Annotated in this window: 18 protein-coding genes; 13 read left to right on the forward strand and 5 right to left on the reverse strand. The window is 42.1% G+C overall.

What is annotated here, in order from left to right:
* Positions 1–29: 29 nt before the first annotated feature.
* The 3 genes from AB5706_RS13515 to AB5706_RS13525 all read right to left on the reverse strand — a co-directional run bounded on the left by AB5706_RS13515 (position 30) and on the right by AB5706_RS13525 (position 3,501).
* Complete coding sequence (locus tag AB5706_RS13515; RefSeq protein ID WP_173735058.1) at positions 30–1,112, reverse strand: PucR family transcriptional regulator; 1,083 nt, start codon at positions 1,110–1,112, stop codon at positions 30–32.
* A 241-nt stretch (positions 1,113–1,353) separates the two neighbouring features.
* Positions 1,354–2,466 carry an ABC transporter ATP-binding protein gene (locus tag AB5706_RS13520; protein WP_118582627.1) on the reverse strand — a complete coding sequence of 371 codons (1,113 nt, stop codon included), beginning with the start codon at positions 2,464–2,466 and terminating at the stop codon, positions 1,354–1,356.
* A gap of 135 nt (positions 2,467–2,601) precedes the next feature.
* Entirely contained in the window at positions 2,602–3,501 is a 900-nt protein-coding gene (locus AB5706_RS13525) for a damage-control phosphatase ARMT1 family protein (protein WP_173717465.1), read from the reverse strand.
* 847 nt (positions 3,502–4,348) lie between these two features.
* Here AB5706_RS13525 and AB5706_RS13530 point away from each other — a divergent pair.
* The 6 genes from AB5706_RS13530 (at position 4,349) to AB5706_RS13555 (ending at position 11,714) form a co-directional block, all read left to right on the forward strand.
* Positions 4,349–6,292 carry a glycoside hydrolase family 127 protein gene (locus tag AB5706_RS13530; RefSeq protein WP_118582633.1) on the forward strand — a complete coding sequence of 648 codons (1,944 nt, stop codon included), beginning with the start codon at positions 4,349–4,351 and terminating at the stop codon, positions 6,290–6,292.
* 87 nt (positions 6,293–6,379) lie between these two features.
* On the forward strand, positions 6,380–7,735 hold the full coding sequence (locus tag AB5706_RS13535) for an ABC transporter substrate-binding protein (protein WP_173717466.1): 1,356 nt from the start codon (positions 6,380–6,382) through the stop codon (positions 7,733–7,735).
* Positions 7,736–7,939: 204 nt separating this feature from the next.
* On the forward strand, positions 7,940–8,857 hold the full coding sequence (locus AB5706_RS13540; protein WP_118582639.1) for a carbohydrate ABC transporter permease: 918 nt from the start codon (positions 7,940–7,942) through the stop codon (positions 8,855–8,857).
* Positions 8,858–8,860: 3 nt separating this feature from the next.
* The gene (locus AB5706_RS13545; RefSeq protein ID WP_226815327.1) at positions 8,861–9,718 is read left to right on the forward strand and encodes a carbohydrate ABC transporter permease; all 858 of its coding nucleotides are present in this window, start codon (positions 8,861–8,863) and stop codon (positions 9,716–9,718) included.
* A 160-nt stretch (positions 9,719–9,878) separates the two neighbouring features.
* A complete protein-coding gene (locus AB5706_RS13550; RefSeq protein WP_118582642.1) occupies positions 9,879–10,592 on the forward strand; it encodes a YesL family protein in 714 nt (237 codons plus the stop codon).
* A gap of 81 nt (positions 10,593–10,673) precedes the next feature.
* Positions 10,674–11,714, forward strand: coding sequence for a LacI family DNA-binding transcriptional regulator (locus tag AB5706_RS13555; RefSeq protein WP_118582645.1), 1,041 nt, complete (start codon positions 10,674–10,676; stop codon positions 11,712–11,714).
* Between the two features lie 101 nt (positions 11,715–11,815).
* Here AB5706_RS13555 and AB5706_RS13560 read toward each other — a convergent pair whose 3' ends face one another.
* Complete coding sequence (locus tag AB5706_RS13560) at positions 11,816–12,835, reverse strand: ABC transporter substrate-binding protein (RefSeq protein ID WP_173735059.1); 1,020 nt, start codon at positions 12,833–12,835, stop codon at positions 11,816–11,818.
* 332 nt (positions 12,836–13,167) lie between these two features.
* Between AB5706_RS13560 and AB5706_RS13565 the strand changes: the two genes are divergently transcribed.
* Together AB5706_RS13565 and AB5706_RS13570 are read left to right on the forward strand one after the other, a co-directional pair.
* On the forward strand, positions 13,168–14,208 hold the full coding sequence (locus tag AB5706_RS13565; protein WP_233455991.1) for a helix-turn-helix domain-containing protein: 1,041 nt from the start codon (positions 13,168–13,170) through the stop codon (positions 14,206–14,208).
* Between the two features lie 138 nt (positions 14,209–14,346).
* Positions 14,347–14,946, forward strand: coding sequence for an HDIG domain-containing metalloprotein (locus tag AB5706_RS13570; protein WP_118582654.1), 600 nt, complete (start codon positions 14,347–14,349; stop codon positions 14,944–14,946).
* A 38-nt stretch (positions 14,947–14,984) separates the two neighbouring features.
* On the opposite strand, the gene AB5706_RS13575 is transcribed toward AB5706_RS13570, so the two are convergent.
* Positions 14,985–15,158: a chorismate--pyruvate lyase gene (locus tag AB5706_RS13575; protein WP_173770256.1), complete on the reverse strand. Its 174-nt coding sequence runs from the start codon at positions 15,156–15,158 to the stop codon at positions 14,985–14,987.
* Positions 15,159–15,305: 147 nt separating this feature from the next.
* Here AB5706_RS13575 and AB5706_RS13580 point away from each other — a divergent pair, with 147 nt between their 5' ends.
* The 5 genes from AB5706_RS13580 to AB5706_RS13600 all read left to right on the forward strand — a co-directional run bounded on the left by AB5706_RS13580 (position 15,306) and on the right by AB5706_RS13600 (position 20,836).
* Positions 15,306–16,196, forward strand: coding sequence for a 4Fe-4S binding protein (locus tag AB5706_RS13580; RefSeq protein WP_173770255.1), 891 nt, complete (start codon positions 15,306–15,308; stop codon positions 16,194–16,196).
* On the forward strand, positions 16,193–17,638 hold the full coding sequence (locus AB5706_RS13585; protein WP_330602850.1) for a M20 family metallopeptidase: 1,446 nt from the start codon (positions 16,193–16,195) through the stop codon (positions 17,636–17,638). The genes AB5706_RS13580 and AB5706_RS13585 overlap by 4 nt, the downstream gene beginning before the upstream one ends.
* A gap of 431 nt (positions 17,639–18,069) precedes the next feature.
* Positions 18,070–18,795: a nitroreductase family protein gene (locus tag AB5706_RS13590; RefSeq protein ID WP_195409777.1), complete on the forward strand. Its 726-nt coding sequence runs from the start codon at positions 18,070–18,072 to the stop codon at positions 18,793–18,795.
* A 50-nt stretch (positions 18,796–18,845) separates the two neighbouring features.
* Positions 18,846–19,559 (forward strand): LytR/AlgR family response regulator transcription factor, encoded by a 714-nt coding sequence (locus tag AB5706_RS13595; RefSeq protein WP_173773115.1) that lies wholly within the window; start codon positions 18,846–18,848, stop codon positions 19,557–19,559.
* A 257-nt stretch (positions 19,560–19,816) separates the two neighbouring features.
* Positions 19,817–20,836, forward strand: coding sequence for an ATP-binding protein (locus tag AB5706_RS13600; protein WP_173773116.1), 1,020 nt, complete (start codon positions 19,817–19,819; stop codon positions 20,834–20,836).
* The last annotated feature ends 89 nt before the right edge of the window (positions 20,837–20,925 follow it).

Genomic DNA, 20,925 nt, shown 5'->3' on the forward strand with positions numbered 1-20,925 from the left:
TAAAAATATATTGTTTAAGAGGGGGAATTTTATTCTGCTTTCTTATACTTAATATAATTCACCACCATCATCGCTAACTTAAACGTTAACGCATCCTCAAAGGTTCGGATATCCAGCCCGAATTTTTTCTGCAGCTTTTCGAAGCGGTACACCAGTGTATTTCGGTGTACGTAAAGCTGTCTGGAGGTTTCGGAAAGATTTAGGTTGTTTTCGAAGAAGGTGCGGATGGTAGCGAGTGTTTCGTCATCAATAGAATCCAGAGTTTCTTCTTTGAAAAACTCATCGATAAACATCTCGCAGATCTCCACCGGCAGCTGATAGATCAGGCGACCGATTCCAAGACGGTTATATCCAAACACATTCTTGCCAGTATAGAAAATCTTGCCCACTTCTAAGGCAGTACGTGCTTCCTTGTAAGCATCCGGGAGCTGCTTCAGGTCATCTGCAATATTGCTGTAGGAAACCCAGGCAGAAGTCATGGCCTCTGTATTCAGCATGTCCACCAGCATATGGGCAATATCATCCAGATCGGAATAATCCTCAGAAGGCTGGAGTTCACGGAGAATAATAATTCCGGAATCGTCTATAGCAGTAATAAAATCTCTTGTCTTAGCTGCAAAAATATTACGGATGGTAGCCAGGGCATTTTCGTCCTTGCTCTGTTTGGTCTCCACCAGGAAAACAGCACGCCGTACAGTGGTTGTGATATGAAGCTTTTTCGCACGGTTAAAAGCGTCTACCTCAGAGTAGGAGCCAAGGAGAAGATTCTGCATAAATACGTTTTTGTCGCTCTTTTCCATGTAAGCGGTAAGCAGGCTCTCAATCTGGCAGACTGCCAGTTCCCCGATAGTGGAAGCGGCCTCCGCATTTCCCCATACGATCAGGACATATTGAAGCTGGTGACTCTCTGTCACTTTATACAGCCGGCAGTTCATATTGGAAATACACAGCACCTCATCTTCCTTAAATTCTTCCAGTTTCTCTTCGGAAGGAAGGGCTCTATCGCAGGTGCTGATATAAATGGTGTTATCTAAATTTACAAGGCAAAAATCCAGATGACTGATATTCTTCCAGTCTTCCAGACATTTCTGGAGAATCTGAAGTAATTTCATAGGTTTGCTCCTTTGTGGGAAAATAGTATAATGAAATGAGTGCCAAAAATTCGAAATCCGCTGATTTACTGCGTAAATCGCGGCTTTTTTATATTTGGCGTGTCCCAAGTTCAAACGCCTTATCGGGCTTGCACGATAAAGATTTTTGAACTTGGGACACTGGTATCATATAATACTAGTATAACAAAAAAAGCCTCAGGGGAAAACCCCTGAGGCCTAACTAAATTCATTCTTCTAAATATTAGTTGCAGATAGTAAGCTCTGTCTCTTTATCAAAGAAGTGAGATTTCTCCATATCGAATGCGAATTTGATTGTATCGCCTGTCTTGGAGTTTGTACGAGGATCAACTCGTGCTGTAACCTGAGTTCCGTTTACATCGAAGTACAGGAATACTTCAGCACCAAGAAGCTCATAAACTTTAACGGTAGATGTCATTGGAACGCTTGGAGAAGCTTCGATGAACATCTGGGAATCATGAATATCCTCTGGACGGATACCAAGAACAACTGTCTTGCCAACATAACCGCCGTCTTTCAGCACTTTCGCTTTCGCTGCCGGGATAACGATGTCATACTCACCAACTTTAGCAATAAGGTCGCCGCCTTTTTCAGCAATCTGAGCGTCAAGGAAGTTCATCTGCGGGGATCCCATGAATCCTGCAACGAACAGGTTGCCTGGCTGCTCATAAAGGTGCTGTGGTGTATCAACCTGCTGAACAACACCATCTTTCATAACAACGATTCTGGTACCAAGGGTCATAGCCTCTGTCTGGTCATGTGTTACATAGATGATTGTTGCGCCCAGTCTCTGATGGATCTTGGAAATCTCAATACGCATCTGAACACGAAGCTTAGCATCCAGGTTGGAAAGAGGCTCATCCATAAGGAATACCTTAGGATTACGAACGATAGCACGTCCCATAGCAACACGCTGTCTCTGTCCACCGGAAAGAGCCTTCGGTTTACGATCAAGAAGTTTCTCAAGGTCAAGGATTCTGGCTGCTTCTCTAACAGCTTTGTCAATCTGATCTTTCGGAACTTTACGAAGTTTCAGACCAAATGCCATGTTATCATATACTGTCATATGAGGATACAGAGCGTAGTTCTGGAAAACCATTGCGATATCACGGTCTTTCGGCTCTACATCGTTCATAACCTTGTCACCGATCTTTAATGTACCACCGCTGATCTCCTCAAGACCTGCGATCATACGAAGTGTTGTAGATTTTCCACATCCGGATGGTCCAACGAAGATGATGAACTCTTTGTCTTCGATTTCAAGGTTGAAATCTTTAACTGCCTGGAAACCATTCGGGTAAGTTTTGTTAATGTGCTGTAATGATAAGCTTGCCATGATTTTTCCTCCAAATTTCTCAATTAATTATTATAATCAAAATTGTTTCGATGCTTTTTTCATCTGATGTTAGTATAGCGAAAACCACCCAAAAGGGCTAGGGCAGAATCGTACAAACTTTTAAACAGTTTCTTGTCAATCTGACGAAAAAGCAGTAGCCTTTGGCGCCCGCTTCTCATTTATGAACATTCCTTGTAGTAATTTTGCATGAAAAAGCTGTTGAAACCAGTCGCATTTGCACAAAAACAGGTAGTAGATGTTCAGTCCGCAGCCATGCAGAGTCTCGTAATTTCCCTGACCTTTGGCAATGATCACGTCAGCATTATATAGAAGTTCTCTGGCGTGGGTACTGATCCCGTGAAGCCAGGTACCGCCTACGTCGTTTCCGTTTCCAAGTACAGGCACAACATCAGTAAGACCGCAAAATTCAGCGTCCTCCATGGTTGCGTCATTTCCAGCGGGCAGTCCGCGTACTAATGCTGTGATCCGTATATTTGGAAATATCTTTTTCAGAATCTGGATGGCAATTTTGTCCAGAACGATCTCACCGCAGTTATCGGTAATATATACAACATTCTCTGCCTTTTTCATATCCTGGCAGAATTGACGATATTCCTGTTCGTCAAGATCATCCTTGTTTTCACTTTTAATAAGAGAAAGTGCAGTTTCCTTGCTGACTTCCGGAAGCGCCGCAAAGTCGATATAGTTGCCGGTGCGGGCATAAATAAGTGCGGCTTTTAAGGGATCTTCTGAATAACGGATAGTGGAACGAAGCTCAGCTTCCAAATCCAGCATAAGCTGGTCATATTCTTTGTTGATCCGGGTGAAATCTTCCATAGGAACGCCCCAGAAGGAACAGTAGAATTTCTTCAGTTCTGTGGAGATGCTTGGAACGCAGTCGTCATCCTTTGGATGTTCAAAACGCTGGCGGATTGCTTCCATATATTGTTTTTTTCTGTCTTCGTCGTTAAAATGACGAATTTTTGCTTCCTGTTTGCGTATCTGACAGGCCATACATTTTGAATTTAATTTCATTCGTACCTCCTGAAAATAAGTTGCTGGCTAATTTTTCAATAACATTATTGAAAGATGCCAGGGCAAAAGATATTTTGACATTCACATCATTGAAAGAAACTATAATTAATGAAATGAGTGTCAAAAGGTCTTTTGGCACTCATTTGATACCCGGATTGCTACGCAGCTGCGCTGCTCCCGCAATCCTTCAAATATTCGAAATCCGCTGATTTACTGCGTAAATCGCTGCTTTCTCATCCAAGTTCAAAAGCCTTATTGTGCAAGCACGAACAGCTTTTTGACCTGTTGACACTGGTATCATAATTACTTACATTATAGCAGAAATTGTCTGACAGAACCAGAGAATGTTTGAAAAATAAAGTCACTGTTCACTGGTAACGTTCCGCGAGGCGTTTTTTGTGAACAAAGTTCACAGAAAACCCGAGAATTAAGTTTGCGCAGCAAACGCTACTTCTTGTGCTTGTCACAAGAAGGTTCGTCTTTCTGTGCTTCGCAAAGCGCGTTACTGCGAACGGAGCGAACAGTAACAAAATAAACTTGTACGTTATTTGAAAGGTTGTATGTCATAAAATGTATTATAGAGAGAAAATAATATAGAAAAACGTTTAATTAGACGAAAAATATAGTGATAATCCATAAAAATCAAGTATATAATCTATAAAAAAAGCTGAAAAAAATAAATAGTATTTACAAAATCCATTTGACGTGCTACTATCAGTTTAAAGATAAGTAAAACGATTAACGAGAAACCAGTAAACTAAAAGAAAAACATGGAATTAATCCGGTTTTTTATTTTTTACAAAGAAGATTAAACGATTAATTAAAATCGGCAAAGGCAGGTGCAAATATGAAAAAACACTTGAAACAGTTGGATCTGAAGAGAATCCGGATCACAGACAGTCTGTTTGGGGAATATGTGAATAAAGTAAGCGAGAAGATCATTCCCCATCAGTGGAAAATTCTCAATGACCAGCTGGAAGATTCAGAGCCTACCTATTGTATCCATAATTTCCGTATTGCCGCAGGTGAAGAAAAGGGAGAGAGAAAAGGAGTTGTTTTCCAGGACACAGATCTTTACAAATGGCTGGAAGCGGTTGCCTACACCATAGCAGGTGGCCGTGGGGAGCATCTGGAAGAGCTGGCAGATCAGGTTATTGATCTGATAGGGAAAGCACAGGAACCAGATGGATATCTGAATACTTATTTTTCCGTAAATGCCCCTGCGAAGAAGTGGACCAATCTGGTGGAGGGCCACGAATTGTACACAGCCGGACATATGATCGAAGCTGCTGTTGCTTATTACCAGGCTACAGGTAAGGAGAAAATCCTTAATATTGCAAAGAAAAATGCAGATCTCATATGCAGGGTGTTTGGTACAGGAAAAGGCCAGAAACGAGGTTATCCGGGACATCAGGAAATTGAACTGGCCCTGGTGAAGCTTTACCGGGAGACCGGAAAGAAGATTTATCTTCAGCAGGCCAGGTATTTTATCCAGGAGAGGGGCAGGAATCCTAATTATTTGCAGGCAGAAATTGCGGGAAGAGGACATCCGGAATTTTTTCCGGAGTTCGAGAGGTACGATCTGGAATATTCCCAGGCTCACAAGCCTCCTGTAGAGCAGGATGAGGCAGTTGGACATGCAGTAAGGGAAATGTATATGTGCTCCGCAATGGCTGATCTGGCCGGAGAAGATGCCGATTCAGGGCTTATGGAAGCTTGCAGCAGAATTTGGGAGAACATGACGACACGGCGGATGTACATTACAGGAGGAATCGGAAGCAGCGGCTTCCGCGAGCGGTTTACTACAGATTACGATCTTCCAAACAGTACCAACTATTCTGAAACCTGCGCATCTATCGGTGTGATGATGTTCGGGCAGAGAATGGCAGCCATCACAGGAGATGCTTCTTATTATGACTATGTAGAGAAAGCGTTGTATAACACTGTGATTGCAGGAATCAATATTGCAGGAGACCGGTACTTTTATGTAAACCCACTTGAGGTGGTTCCGGAATTTTGCACAGAGCACACTTACATGGAGCATGTGAAACCGGTAAGGCAGAAATGGTTTGGAGTTGCCTGTTGCCCGCCAAATGTGGGAAGAACCCTTGCTTCTTTGGGACAGTACATATACGCAGAAGATGAGGAAGGGGTTTATATTAACCAGTTTATCTCCTCTACAGCAGATACAGAAATCAAAGAGAGCCGTATGAAGATAAAAATGGATTCCACGCTTTTGCAGGATGGAAAGGTTCAGCTCCAGGTGCAGTCGTCCGGACCAGGAATCCTGAACATCCGCATTCCCTGGTACAGTGAGAAATGGGAATGTGTGCAGAATGGAATTTCCATAAAAACGCAGCCTGACAAAGGCTATCAGAGGCTTTGCATTTCACCGGGAGACACACGGATCAGTATTGATTTCCATGTGGTTCCCAGATGGATGGGAGCCAATGACCAGGTGAGGGCAGATGCAGGAAAAACAGCCCTGATGAAAGGTCCGCTGGTGTATTGCCTGGAGGAAAAAGAAAACGGCAGATTCCTTTCAGAGATTTTTGTAGAAGAGAACACTTCGATAGAAGAAAACGCTCCCGCAGAAGAACTGGTAGGAAATGTTCCAACTCTTTCCTATAAAGGAATACGTGTAAGAAACAAAGGTGCAGACGGCGAAAATCAGTTGTACGGAAGTGTAGAGCTGGAAAAAGAAGAAGTTTCTCTGCGGGCCGTTCCGTATTGTATGTGGAACAACCGGGGACAGGGGGAAATGCTTGTATGGCACAAGCTGCGGATATGACAGTATTACAGATTAACTTTAAAACAGTAAATGTTTACAGCGGCCAGGCAAAGCCGTTATAATAAGATTAAGAAAAGGAGAAGTAGTATGAAGAAAAAACAGTTATTGGGGATTTTACTTGCAGGTACAATGATGGTTGGAGCAGCAGTTCCGGTTTTTGCAGCAGATGGTGACAGAGTAAAGATCACATATGCACAGTGGGGAAATGAAACTGAGACAGCAGCTACACAGGCAGTTGCTGATAAGTTCAACAGCGAACAGGACAAGATCGAAGTAGAAGTAGTGAAGATCGATCACGATACCTACGTTACCAAGCTGAATGCCATGGCTACAGCTGGTGAGCTTCCGGATACCGGTATTATGAGTGAGGCCGGCGTGCTGAAATTTGCAGAGAACGGACTTCTTGCAGACATCAGCTCTATGTATGGTGAAGGCGATGCCAAACCTCTGGATTGTCTGACATTCCGTTACGACGGCACACCAGTTGCATATTCTGCAGCAAACGAAGTTCTGAACCTTTGGTACAACAACGATCTTCTGAAAGAGGTTTGTGAGAAGCAGGGAATTGATCCTTCAGAGGTGACTCCTCCGGCAGATGCTGAGGATGCATGGGATTGGGATACTTTTGTCCAGACAGCACAGAAGCTGACTCTGGATATCAATGGAAAGAATGCTTTGGATCCTGATTTTGATCCGGACAATGTAGATATTTACGGATGTACCATTAACACACTGCCATGGCAGCTGGAAGTATGGGCAAAATCCAATGGCGGCGGATATTACAGCGAAGATGGCTCTGAATGCACCATTGACTCTCCGGAAACGGTAGAAGCACTTCAGAGAATCGCAGATCTGTCAGACGTTTACCACTGCGCACCTCCTGTAACAAGTGCTGCTAATGCTCTGGAATCCTCCCTTGGAAGCAAAAAGGTGGTTATGGCAACAGACGGTGCATGGAACGTCGGCACCTTCCTTGGACCAAGCGCTGATTTTGATTACGGTGTAGGTGTTCTGCCTTACATGAAAGAAAAAGTTACTATCTGTACTGGTGGACCAAACGTGGTATTCTCCACAACAGAGCACCCGGAAGAAGCTATGGAATGGCTGAAATGGTATTATCAGGAAGAGAATTCCTGGTCCCTGATCGAGGCTGGAACATGGATGCCGATCCTGGATTCCTGGTACACAGATCCTGAGAAAACAGATAAATGGATCAGCAACCCGAACTATCCGGATAAAGACATGTACAAGAGCGCAGTTGTGGATTATGCTATGAACAACGCACAATCTACCTCCTGGTATTATGTAAACGGAACTGAAGAGTTCAACGCCACACTTGATTCTGTATTCTCCAGCGTATGGGCTGGTGAGGAGACCATGGAAGAAGCGATTAACGAGAACCTGGAAGAGCTTCAGGATATCTTTGCTGAGAACAATGGCTGATCGGAGCTGTTCATACAGGCTCTAGAGCTGGTTATTTTATAGCAAAATAGTGAACGAAACAGTTACTGATAATAGGTAACATGAAGCAGCAGTGAAAATCTGCTGAAAAATAGGAAAAGCAACTGGACTGACCGGTTACTGTCCAAGGATATTATTTCATATTACTGACAGATACCGGTCAGCTCCCTTTTAAGAGGTGCGGGCATGAAAGCAAATAAGAAAAACAAAATAAAAGTGACATCAAGGGCCGGTAGAAAAGAAGAAAGGACCGCTTATCTCTGTCTGATACCGGCATTCCTTGGAGTAAGTCTGATCAGTTATCTGCCGACACTGGCAGTATTTGTTTTAAGCGTATTTAAGTGGAATGGTCTTTCCTCACCGGAGTTTGTAGGTCTGGAGAACTTCCAGCGTATTTTTACAAAAGATATTTATTTCGCAGATTCTATAAAAGCGACAATTTTGTACGCTCTTCTGGCTGTGGTAGGCGCTATTATCTATTCTCTTCTGGTAGCCCTGCTTTTGAATATGAAAATATGGGGACGGACATTATTCCGTTCTGTTTTCTTCATTCCATACCTTTTGCCTGCAATCGGTGTTTACAAAGGATGGCAATGGTTATATGAAGGTAACTTCGGACTTTTTAACTTTGTCCTTCGAATGGTGGGACTGAAACCTCAGAGATTCCTGGACAGTCCGAGTCAGGTAGTACCTTCCCTGGTAGTAATTGCAATCTGGACAAGCGGCAACCTGATCGTGGTTTTCCTTGCAGGACTTCAGAATGTACCGCGGGTTTACATGGAAGCAGCGGAAATTGATGGTGCAAATGCATGGCAGCGCTTCTGGAACGTTACCATTCCAAGCATTTCCCCGATTATTTTTTACAACGTGCTGACTGCCCTGATCACACACCTGCAGGTTATCAACCCGGCGCTGGCTCTTACAGATGGCGGCCCAGGAAAAAAGTCCATGTTTATGTCCTATGTTATTTATCTTTATGCATTTAAGAAAAACAAACTGGGATATGCAGCTGCTTATTCTGTGATCTTCTTTATCCTGGTTGGAATTTTTACGGCAGTACTCTTTAAGACGCAGAAAGAACAGATTTTCGGAGAGGGGGAATGAGAAATGGCTGGAAAAATGGCAAGCAGAAAGAAAAAAGAAAAAGCCTTTAATGTTCTGGCGTTTTTCATTGTACTGATTCTGGCTGCATTGGTACTTCTTCCCATCTGGTGGATTTTCCGTTCTTCCCTGATGAGCACGGCAGCATTGAATGAATATCCGCCTTCCTTTATTCCTCATGAGTGGCTCTGGTCAAACTATTCCAAAGCGCTGGAGACTTTTGAGTACTGGACTTATTTTAAGAACACATTCACCATTATCATTCCGGCAGTTACCTTTGGTACCATCACTGCGATTTTTTGCGGATATGCCTTTGCAAGACTTCGTTTCCGCGGGAAAAAGCTGATCTTCAACATCTGTGTTGGCACGATTCTTCTTCCGGGAATGGTAACCTTGATTCCTCTGTATATTTTCTGGACAAAGGGAATGGGACTGGGTGATACATATTGGCCGTTGATCTTGCCGTTCTTAACAGGTGGTGGCTTTTTCAACATTTTCCTGATCCGGCAGTTTCTGATGACGATTCCAAAGGAACTTGATGAGGCGGCTTCCATTGACGGGGCTGGAAGAATGAGAATCCTATGGACAATTCTTGTTCCTTCAATTAAACCGGCGGTAGTTGTAGTTGGAATGATGCTGTTCATCCAGATATGGAACGACCTGCTTCAGCAGATCATTTACATTAACAGCATGAGCAAATTTACCTTTGCCATTGCGCTGACCAACTTTACCGGCTCATTCGGAACTAACTGGCCGGTGGCACTGGCAGCCACGTTTATGACAATCCTTCCTGGTATTGTGATTTATATCTTCGGGCAGAAGAGCTTTGTGGAAGGAATTGTGCTGACTGGTATGAAAAATTAAATTATAACAATATTAACATTTTCAGGCAGGGCGGTGGTCCTGCCTGTACGAAATTTAAAATGAGGATGTAAAAAGCCTCTTTTTCAAACACGCTCTAAGACAATGCTTTGTGGGGTGTATGAAGAGGCTGTAATCAGGCAGTAATTTTGAGGAAAAGCATATGAGACTGACAAAAAGATTCATGGACTGGTATCAGGGAAATAATGATAAGGAGAAAGAGACGCCAAAGGGCGGTGTGAAGAGAGTTGGTTATGTACTCTGGAATTACGCCGGCAGACTGGTTGGGGCAAATGTGCTGTTCCTTTTGTGCTGTATTCCAATCGTGACGATTCCGGCAGCTCTGTCAGCACTGAACCGTTATCTTTCGGCGATTTACCGGGTAGGATATGGTTTTTCCCTGGAGGATTACTGGAAAGAATTTAAGTCTGATATTCTGAAAAATCTTCCGGCGGGAGTGCTCACCGGCGCTCTGGGATTCTATTCCTGTTATCTGCTCAGTCTTGCTGGAAATTTTGGCAAGGGAACTACCCATGATGTGCTGATTGGGTGTGGGATTGGTGTAATGATCTTTGCCATACTTATTGGTGGATATTATTTTGTAATGTCCGCTATGTTAGACCTTGGCGTGGGGGTATTGCTGAAAAATACATTTCTCATTATGGTATTGGAATGGAAGCTGAGTATGGTGATCGTAATCACTGTGGTAATTGCCGGCGGAATTTTGCTGGCACTGGCACCATATTCTCTGTTTCTGCTGCTTACGATCGGCGTTTCTTTTCCGCAGATGGTGATATATGCCTGTGTGGACAGGGCCGTGGAGCGAAGGGTGCTGCAGCCCTTTGAAAAATTACAAAGTAGAAGAGCAGGGGAGTAGAGATGGCGATTGTGGCTGTGAATAAAATATGATAAGATTGTGATAGAAAGAATTAATAAAAAAACCGGAGGGAGAAGTTCCATGCCGACCATAAAAGAAATTGCAAAAGCCTGTAACGTATCAGTTGCGACTGTTTCCAATATTATAAATCATAAAGGCAGCGTTGGTGATGCCACCAGGGAGCGTGTAGAGAAGGTGATTCGCGAGATGAATTATACGCCTAATTATGTTGCCAAAAATCTGAAAACCAAAAACACCAGAAGTATCGGTGTTATTGCAGAAGATATGACAGTTTTTGCTCTTCCTGATATTATCGACGGCATTACGGAATACTGTGAGGAAGCTGATTACCAGATTCTTCTTGTAAATCTCCGTCTTTATAAGAAATTCCAGGATAATTATTACCGTGATAACCGTCACAAAGAAATTGTACGTCAGGAGTTCCAGAAGCTTCTGGCAAAGCAGGTCGAAGGAATTATTTATGTGGCTGCCCATGAGCGCCTGATCGATATTATCCCAGAGGATCTGCCCATTCCAACGGTAGTTGCTTATGGCTTTACTGGCAGTGGGAAAATCCCATCTGTAGTGGTGAAGGATATCAAAGGTGCCCATGATCTGGTCAGTTATATTGTTTCCAGAGGACACAGGAAAATTGGTGTTATCGCAGGTAAGAAGGAGAGTATTCATACCCAGTCCCGTCTGGAGGGCTACCAGAAGGCTTTGTTCGAAGGAGGGATTCTCTATGATCCGGATATGGTCACTTATGGTGACTGGGATCGGCAGAGTGGTTATGAGAACACAGATATCCTTTTGGAAAAGGGTGCAACAGCTATTTTCTGTATGAATGATTTCATGGCTGGTGGAACCTATGACCGTTTGGAAGAGCTTGGGCTTCATGCTGGGAAAGATGTGGCTGTGGCTGGCTATGATAACCGTGAAATGGCATGCTATGAAAAGCCGCCGCTTACTACCATGGCTCTTCCTCTTCATGATATTGGCTATAAAGCCTGTCAGATCATTATTGGGATTCTGACAAAAGAAGAAGTGGAGTTGGATAATGGAAATTGCTTTGTGGAGTGTATTCCTTGTATTCGGGAGTCGGTGAATGCGGTGGAGGCATAGAGAACGGTATTTGCTATTTAATGTGCTGAAAAGTTCTTCAGGAGGGACGCATTGTCCAAATGCGTCCGGAATAACGACCAGCACATTAAATAGCAACTTTTTTAAGAAATCGCAGCTTCAGCGAATGCAGTTGTAACCAGGTTTTCACAATCTGCCCTGTCAGATAATTCTCCTGCACTCTCCAGAATATCCTGCAAAAGTTCAAAACTATCTTTTTCGAATATCAGATTCTCTTTCCAGGTATCCTGCTCATAATAACGCTTGACAATTGTGGTAAGGGTATCCATATCTGTTTCCGGGAATTGAGGGGAAATCACCTGCGCAATTTCCTCAGGGGAATGGCTTTGTACATAGTCCATGCCTTTTTGAAGGGCGTTTGTGAAGCTCTGGATAATCTGTGGGTTTTCGTTAAGAAAGCTGGTCTTTGCACTGTAAGAGGTATAGGGGACATAGCCGGAATCCACGCCCAGAGAAGCCACTACATAGCCTTTTCCTTCTTTTTCCAGGGCGGTTGCAGAAGGCTCAAATTCAACAGTAAAATCTGCTGACATGTCGCCGGTAAATGCAGCTGCAGTGGAACCAAAATCAATACTCTGGTCGATTTCCAGATCCGACGCCGGATCAATATTATGATTCTTTAAAATGTACTCAAATACCATTTCCGGCATGCCACCCTTACGACCACCAAGAACTCTCTTATCTCTCAGCTCATCCCATGTGAAATCCGGCATTTCTTCTCTTGCCACAAGGAAGTTTCCAGCCCTCTGGGTGAGTTGTGCGAAATTCACAACCGGATCAGTGGCACCTTCCTGATAGGCATAGATAGATGCCTCGGCCCCCATAAATCCAATATCAGCTTCTCCGGAAATGACAGCAGTCATAGTCTTATCCGCACCAAATCCTGTGACAAGTGTCAGATCTAGCCCTTCCTCTGCGAAATACCCTTCTTCAATCGCCACATATTGCGGTGCATAGAAAATTGAATGCGCCACTTCGTTTAAGGTAACCTTTGTAAGCTCCTCTTTTGATTCTCCATTCTTTGCAGCAAAGACTGTGGCTGGCAGTGCAGTTACTGCAAAAATCACAGCTGCTGCCAGTGAGATCCATTTTTTATTCTTCATACAGAGACTCCTTTTTGACTTCTGCTGTTAGGATATGCAAAATATGGGAAAGATGTTCGTAATAAGTATATTGCAAAGCTTAAAAAGAGGGTCGAGAAAAGTTATTTACCTGCCTTTTCTGATAAAATTTGTAATTGGATTTTTAACTTTCCTAACAGTTAAAAAATATGAAATGTATTTAACAACAATTCAATTGTGCTCATCTGTCAATTCTGCTATGCTTTAATCACAAAAGCTTTTGGAATTTTAACCGAATAAGTTGCGAAGCAGCATTCGGTTATGAGCAAGTAGCGAAGCGGACCTGGAATATCCGCTTGACTCAGGAGAAAAATATGATGAATATTGGAAATGTGATTAAAAAATATAGAAAAGAATTAGGTTACACGCAGGAAGAAATGGCAAAACGTCTGGGAGTAACCACTCCGGCGGTGAATAAGTGGGAAAATGGGAACTCCAATCCTGATATTGAATTGTTAGCTCCTATTGCAAGATTACTGCATATTTCCCTTGATACCCTGTTGTCTTTTCGCGAAAATCTGACTGACCTTGAAATCGAAGAGATGATCCACAAAATGGACAAAATGTTTTCTGAGGAAGGCTTTGAGAAGACTTATCAGTGGGCTGTAAATACCATAAAAGAATATCCAAACTGCAATCTGCTGATCTGGCAGATTGCGGTAATGCTTGATTCGCGCCGGATCATTGGCATGTGCGAGAATCCGGACAGGTACGATGAGCAGATCAATTCCTGGTACGAAATGGCGCTGAGTGATAAAGATGAAAAAATTCAGCACTATGCAGCTGATTCCCTGTTTGGCTTTTATTTGCGAAAAAAGAATTATGAAATGGCAGAAAAATATTTAAACTATTTTTCCGATTATGATCCCATGAAAAAGGTGAAGCAGGGACAATTATATATGAAGCAGGGGAAAAAAGAAGAGGCATTTGAGATGCTGGAAAAGGCTGTTTTTTCAGAGTATACCACCTTGAATTTGGCTTTTGGAATCATGATTACTAAGGCTCTTGAGGAAAAAGACCATGGATACGCAAGGTTTCTGGCAGAGAAAATGTGTACATTAGCTTCTGGATTTGATATGGGAAAATACAATGAATGTGCAGCAATGTTGAATGTTGTGACCGCAGAGAACAATGTGGAGGGCACTTTCCAGGTTGCAAAGCAATTGCTGAACAATGTGGACACCATATGTGATTTTCAGAAATCCCAATTATACAAACATATGAAATTTCAGGAAGTCGAAAATCCATATACGGAAGAAATGAAAAAAGAATTGCTGGAAGGCTTCAGAAACGCAGAAGAGTTTGCTTATATGAAAGAATACGAACCCTGGAAAAAATTGTTATCAGGGAATTAAAATTATCACTTTCCTCAAAATGGTTGTATATAAATAAAGAACGATGTATAGTATTTGCAAGGTTTTTCTTTTATTCCAAATCATGAACATGCTTATGTGGTAAGCAGAGTATAGAAAGACATACGAGGAGTGACAACAATGGAAACAATCACAAGAGACGAGGCTTTTTCATTATTAAAAAAATACAACAAGGATCCATTTCATATCCAGCATGCACTGACTGTGGAAGCGGTCATGAAATGGTATGCAAACGAACTGGGATATGGAGAGGATGCTGAATACTGGGGAATCGTAGGGCTTCTTCACGACATTGATTTCGAGCTTTATCCGGAAGAGCATTGCCTGAAAGCACCGGAAATGCTTCGCGAGGCAGGGGTAGGCGAAGATGTGATACACAGTGTGGTATCTCACGGATATGGAATAACCGTAGGCTGCGGTGTAACAATCGATGTAGCACCGGAACAGGAGATGGAAAAAGTGCTTTTTGCAGCAGATGAACTTACCGGATTGATCTGGGCAGCAGCATTAATGCGTCCGTCCAAGAGCACTAAGGATATGGAACTGAAATCCCTAAAGAAAAAGTACAAGAGTAAAGGCTTCGCAGCAGGCTGCTCCCGCGAAGTAATTGAGCGCGGTGCGCAGCAGCTTGGCTGGGAACTGGAAAAATTGCTGACCATGACACTGCAGGCAATGGCAGCCAGTGAAGATACGATTAATGCGGAGCTGGAAAATGCCTGAATGTTGTTTTACAATCGAATGAATTACTATGCAGTATATCAGTCAACTATGGTATACTGCATCATTTCATAATGTAATCTGCATCCTTCTGTAATGTCAAATGGCAGAAGCGCTCTTGCTACCAGCTTCAGTTCTTCCTCGGGAAGATCTGTCCTGCGCAGATGGGCGTAGTCGCCGTCAATAGATTTTACAATATAATCACAAATTAACATAGAAATTATCCCTCCGGTTTGTATTATTTATATGCTTATAGAATACCACAGAGAAAAACGTTTTTCAAACACCAATTCAGGTGCTATAATAGAATTCACAGATGAAAAAATTATCAGTGAATAGTAACAGGAAATGAGGTATCAAAAATGTCAGCATTAACAATCAGCCCGGAGGATGAAAAAAGAGTAAAAGGAATGGGCTTTCTGAATAACAGAGGAACCAATCTGTTTTCTGCAAGAGTTCTCACGACAAATGGAAAAGTAACTGCAGCACAGCATCGCTGTATGGCAGATGCAGCAGAAAAATTCGGAAACGGTGAGCTTTTGTATACCACCAGACTCTCTGTGGAAATCCCAGGAATTCCTTATGACAAGATTGAAGAATTTCAGAAATTTATAGCGAAAGAAGGCCTGGTAACAGGTGGAACAGGGGCAAAGGTACGTCCTGTAGTGTCCTGCAAAGGAACCACCTGTCAGTATGGACTTCTGGATTCCTACGCAGTATCAGAAGAAATTTACAGACGTTTTTATGAAGGTTACAGGGAGGTTGCACTTCCACATAAATTTAAGATTGCTGTGGGGGGCTGTCCAAACAACTGTGTGAAACCAGACCTGAATGATGTAGGAATTATTGGACAGAGAATTCCAAACGTCAATGCAGATGTATGTAAAGGCTGCAAGAAATGTGCCATTGAGGCTGCCTGTCCAAACAAAGTGGCAAAGGTGGTTGATGGGAAGATTCAGATTGACAAAAACATATGTAAAAACTGCGGCCGCTGTGTTGGAAAATGTCCGTTCCATACCATTGAGGACGGCGCTTATGGCTATAAGATATACATAGGTGGACGCTGGGGTAAAAAAGTATCTCAGGGAAAAGCCCTTGGCCGGATTTTTACATCCAAAGAAGAAGCCCTGGATGTAATTGAAAAGGCCATTCTTTTCTTCCGTGACAATGGAATAAAGGGAGAACGTTTTGCGGAGACTATTGAGAGAATTGGCTTTGAAAATGTGGAGAAGCAGCTGTTGGAGCAGCTGTGAAAAGACGTTACCCGGGAGAGTCATTACAATTGGTGGAAATGCTCTGCACAGATAAAATAGAATTTGGAGGAAATATAACATCTATGAATACAAGAGAACAGATCCATGCATTATCTGAGGAAATGCTTGAAAATCTTGGAAAGCTTGTTGCCGTTGATTCCCAGCTTGGCACCCCGTCAGAGGGGAAACCTTTCGGAGAAGGACCGGCAGAGGCACTTGAGATCGGGCTTGAAATTGCCAGAGAGCTTGGTTTTAAAACCGTAAATCTTGATAATTACTGTGGTTACGCCGAAATGGGAGAAGGCGAAGAAATCGTAGGTATTGCAGGTCATCTTGATATTGTACCTGTAGGTGGTGACTGGACCTACGATCCATTTAAGCTGACACGAGATGGCGACCATGTATACGGACGTGGAACTACAGATGACAAAGGACCTGTAATTGAAGCTCTTTATGCGATGAAACTTCTAAAGGATTCCGGTGTGAAACTGAACAAAAGAGTCCGTCTGATCATGGGATGCAATGAGGAGACCGGTTCCAAATGTATGGCACATTATAATGAGGTAGAGGAAGAGTTATCCTGCGGCTTTACACCTGATGCAAATTTCCCATGTATTCATGGTGAAAAAGGCTATATGTCCATGATGGCATATTCCAAAAATACCAGAATTATCTCCATGAATGGTGGCTTTGTTTCCAACGCAGTATGCGATAACTGTACCACTGTGATTCCGGCAGAAGCTGGTCTTAAGGAGAAACTGGAGCAGATGCTTTCCGAAACAAAACTGCAGGAATATAAAGTTACGGAAACCGAAAACCAGATCACCATTTATGCAAAAGGCGTACCGGCTCATGCCAGCACCCCGACACTTGGTATCAACGCAGCAGGTGTTACCATGGAATGTCTTGCAAAGGCAGGCTTTGAAGACGATTTTGTTAAATTTTATAATCAGCACATTGGAACTGCCTGTGATGGCTCCGGTGTTGGCCTTAAAATTGCCGATGAATTTGGTGAGCTGACCTTCTGCAATGGAATCGTAAAAACAGAGAATGGTGTGATTTCCTGCACCATCGACATCCGTGTACCTGTAACCTTCAAAAAGGATGATATTCTGAATCGTATAGAGGGTAATCTGGAAGATGAAAATGGCCGTATTGAGGTGGGGGAAATCGGTAATCCGTTGTTCTTCCCAAGAGAATCTCCGCTGGTAAATGCCCTGTACAAGGCTTATGTGGATGTGACTGGCGACACGGAGAACAAACCAATGGTAATTGGCGGTGGTACCTATGCCAAATCTCTGAAAAATATTATTGCATTTGGTCCGGAAAAGCTGGGTGTGGATTATCGTATTCACGGTGCAGATGAGTTCATTCTTGTTTCCGAGATGGAAGAGGCTGTGGAAGTGTATATGGAAGCAATTAAGAATTTGTTAGCAATTTAACCAAACCCAACAAGTTTAAATATAAAAATAAAAGAAGAAGTCCTCGAATGTTTCTGGCATCCGAGGGCTTTTTTACGTGATCAGGAAATTACTTTGTAATACTTCTTAAAAAAATGTCAATATCTGTATCAGAAATGACAATACCCGAATCGTTTTTTTATTGAAGAATGGCTATACGGCTGTCTGTATTGCCAGTCCACTGGCTTAGTTCGGTGCGTGTGCATTTCTGATCCCTTGCTATTACAGGATGATGAAAGACAGCGCACAGACTGCTTAAATTGTGGACTCCATATTGACTTGAAAAAACAGATATTTCTCGGTATTATTATTGGGAATATCTGTTTTTTTGTAAGAAAAATCGAAGAAAGATAATTTTTATACGGTTATGTCATTCGATGATAGCTGTTTAGAGGAAAAGGGAGAAATTTAAAATGAATGAAATTATAAAAAGTTTATATAATAGAAAATCCATGCGCGTATACGAAGAAAAGTCCATTCCGCAGGAGATGAAGAAGGTCATCCTTGAAGCCGCAGCCCAGGCGCCTACAGCAGGTTGTCAGCAACTTTATACTATTTTGGACATTACAGATGAAGAATTGAAAAAGGCTTTATCTGAGACCTGCGACTACCAGCCATTTATTGCGAAAGCACCTATGGTACTGGTATTCTGTGCTGACTGCAAGAAGTGGTATGATGCATATCTGGAAGCTGGCTGTGAGCCAAGAAAACCAGGTATAGGAGACCTTATGCTTGCGGTGACAGACACGGCAATTGCCGCACAAAATGCAGTTGTGGCAGCGGAGAGCTTTGGTATCGGTTCCTGCTACATTGGTGATATTATGGAAAATTATGAGAAACAAAGAAGACTTCTGAACCTGCCTAATTATGTTTTTCCAGCTGTTATGCTGGTATTTGGTTGGCCCACCCAGCAGCAAAAGAATCGCTCTAAACCCCAGAGATGTGCACAGGAACATATTGTCCATGAGAATACCTACCGCAGTATGGACGACACTGAACTTCGCGAAATGTTGAGTCACCAATACAAAAATTCCACCTTCGAAGACTGGTGCAAAGCCTTCTGCAAAAGAAAATATAATTCCGATTTTTCAAAAGAAATGACACGGTCGGTGGGGGAATATCTGAAGCAGTTTGAGTGAATATTGCAGTTTTTAGAATTACTTATATCAGGGAAAAGGAGAACAATAGGATGTTCAGAATTGGAATAGCAGAGGATGATCCCTCATTCCAGAAGACAATTTCCGAATATATTGAGCGTTACAAAAAAGAAACAAATATAGATATCCAGGCGTCTTTTTTTCAAGATGGAAATGAATTGGTATTTAAATACGAACCCATATATGATGTTCTTTTACTGGACATTGAAATGCCAAAAATGAATGGTATGGATGCTGCCAGAGAAATCCGAAAAAGGGATCAAAGAGTGCTGATTATATTTATAACCAACATGGCGCAATATGCAATCAATGGTTACGAAGTGGGTGCCTTGGACTTTGTCCTGAAGCCTATAAAATATTTTTCTTTTTCTATGAAACTGGAAAAAGCCCTGAAGTCTGTGAAAGGCCAGGAGTCTGTTAATATTCTGTTGGAATACAAAGACGGGATGAAAAAAGTGTCCTCCGATGAGATTGTTTATGCGGAGATTCGTGATCACTGGCTGCATATTTTTACGGTAGATGAAGAATATCAGCTTCTTTCTACCATGAAAGAATTTGCGGCAAAATTGGCAGACTATCATTTTATTTGCTGTAGCAGTTCCTTTTGCATTAACATGAAATACGTCACAGATTTTCAAAAGGATATTATAACCTTGAATGATAAAACAGAATTAAAAGTCAGCCGATCGAAGAAAAAAGAGGTAAAAAAGGCATTACTTGATTATTACAAAGGAGGGCTGCGCTGATGGTATCAGAAATTTTATCCCAAATTCCCATATACATAGGACATGCATTTTTTTCAATCAACGTGTTCCCAATCATACTGTTATTTTCAATTGGCATTCAGAAAAGAAAACACTTTGCATGGCGAATTGTCCTTGGCTTTCTGATATCCGTATGTTGTTCTGCGCCCTTTTCTCATGGGCTTTTTACATACATCATGCAGTTTACCTTGTTTGTATTCAGCAGTTATTTTGCATACGAAATTTCCTGGAAAGAGGCTTTGTATAGCGTTACATGTGCCTATGCAGTACAGCATATCAGCTATTGTGTATATCTGATTTTGTTTCGACCAGTTCATGGAATACCGGTTTATGCACCGGCATATATTGTGTGTGCAGTGTGCATTGCACTTTTGCTGTACTGGTTTATCGGAAGAAAATTACCTGAAAATGGACATTATGATGTGGATATTCGTTTCTCTATGATGTCGTTTTTCCTTATTATCATGCTCGCTCTGGGGCTTAGTATTGCAGCAGATACCATGTTTAATGCAGAAGAAAATAATCTCTATTACCTATGTAAAGCATACGATCTGATTTGTTGTCTGTTTGTATTATGGGAACAGATGGATTACAAAAATAAATTGAATAAACAGAGAGAGCAGGATCTGGAAAAACAGGTTCGGCTGAAACAAAAGGAATTGTTCCGGCTGAGACAGGATGATGTGGAGCGGATCAATCTGATCTGCCATGATCTAAAAAAACAGCTGGAGCCACTGAAGCTTTTCTCAGATGAAGAACAGCAAAAAGCATACTATGAACAGGTGTGTAAAACTATCCAGTCTTATGATTCCCAAGTGGAAACCGGAAGTAAAGTTCTGGATACTTTGCTGTCCCAGAAAAGACTGGTATGCATGAAAAATAACATAGAATTAACCTGTGTGGCAGACGGGAAGAAAATGGATTTTATATCTGCTGTGGATTTATATACTATTCTTGGAAATGTAATTGACAACGCAATTGAGAGTGTACTTATGGTTTCTGACGAAGAGAAAAAAGTGATTTCCACATCTATTTGGACCAAGGGAAATCTGCTCCTTATTCAGATACAGAATTATATGGAAAACGAGAAAATAAACTTTTCAGAAGGGCTTCCTGTGACTACAAAAAATGCACATGATGGTCACGGATATGGGTTGAAAAGTGTGCGAAAATGTGTGGAAAAATATAATGGAAGTATGGATATTACAGCGGAAAATCACATGTTCAGCCTGACGATTATTATACCTGTCGCAAAATAAAGTGCAAATTACGAAATCTGGAATGCCTGTTACGAAATCTTAAAATATCCTTTTTGAGTATGTGTTAAGCTCCTGACCATGATGAACGC

Source organism: Ruminococcus sp. RTP21484sp1_RTP21277st1_D2_RTP21277_210401, from assembly GCF_040924225.1.
Classification (GTDB): domain Bacteria; phylum Bacillota; class Clostridia; order Lachnospirales; family Lachnospiraceae; genus Blautia_A; species Blautia_A faecis.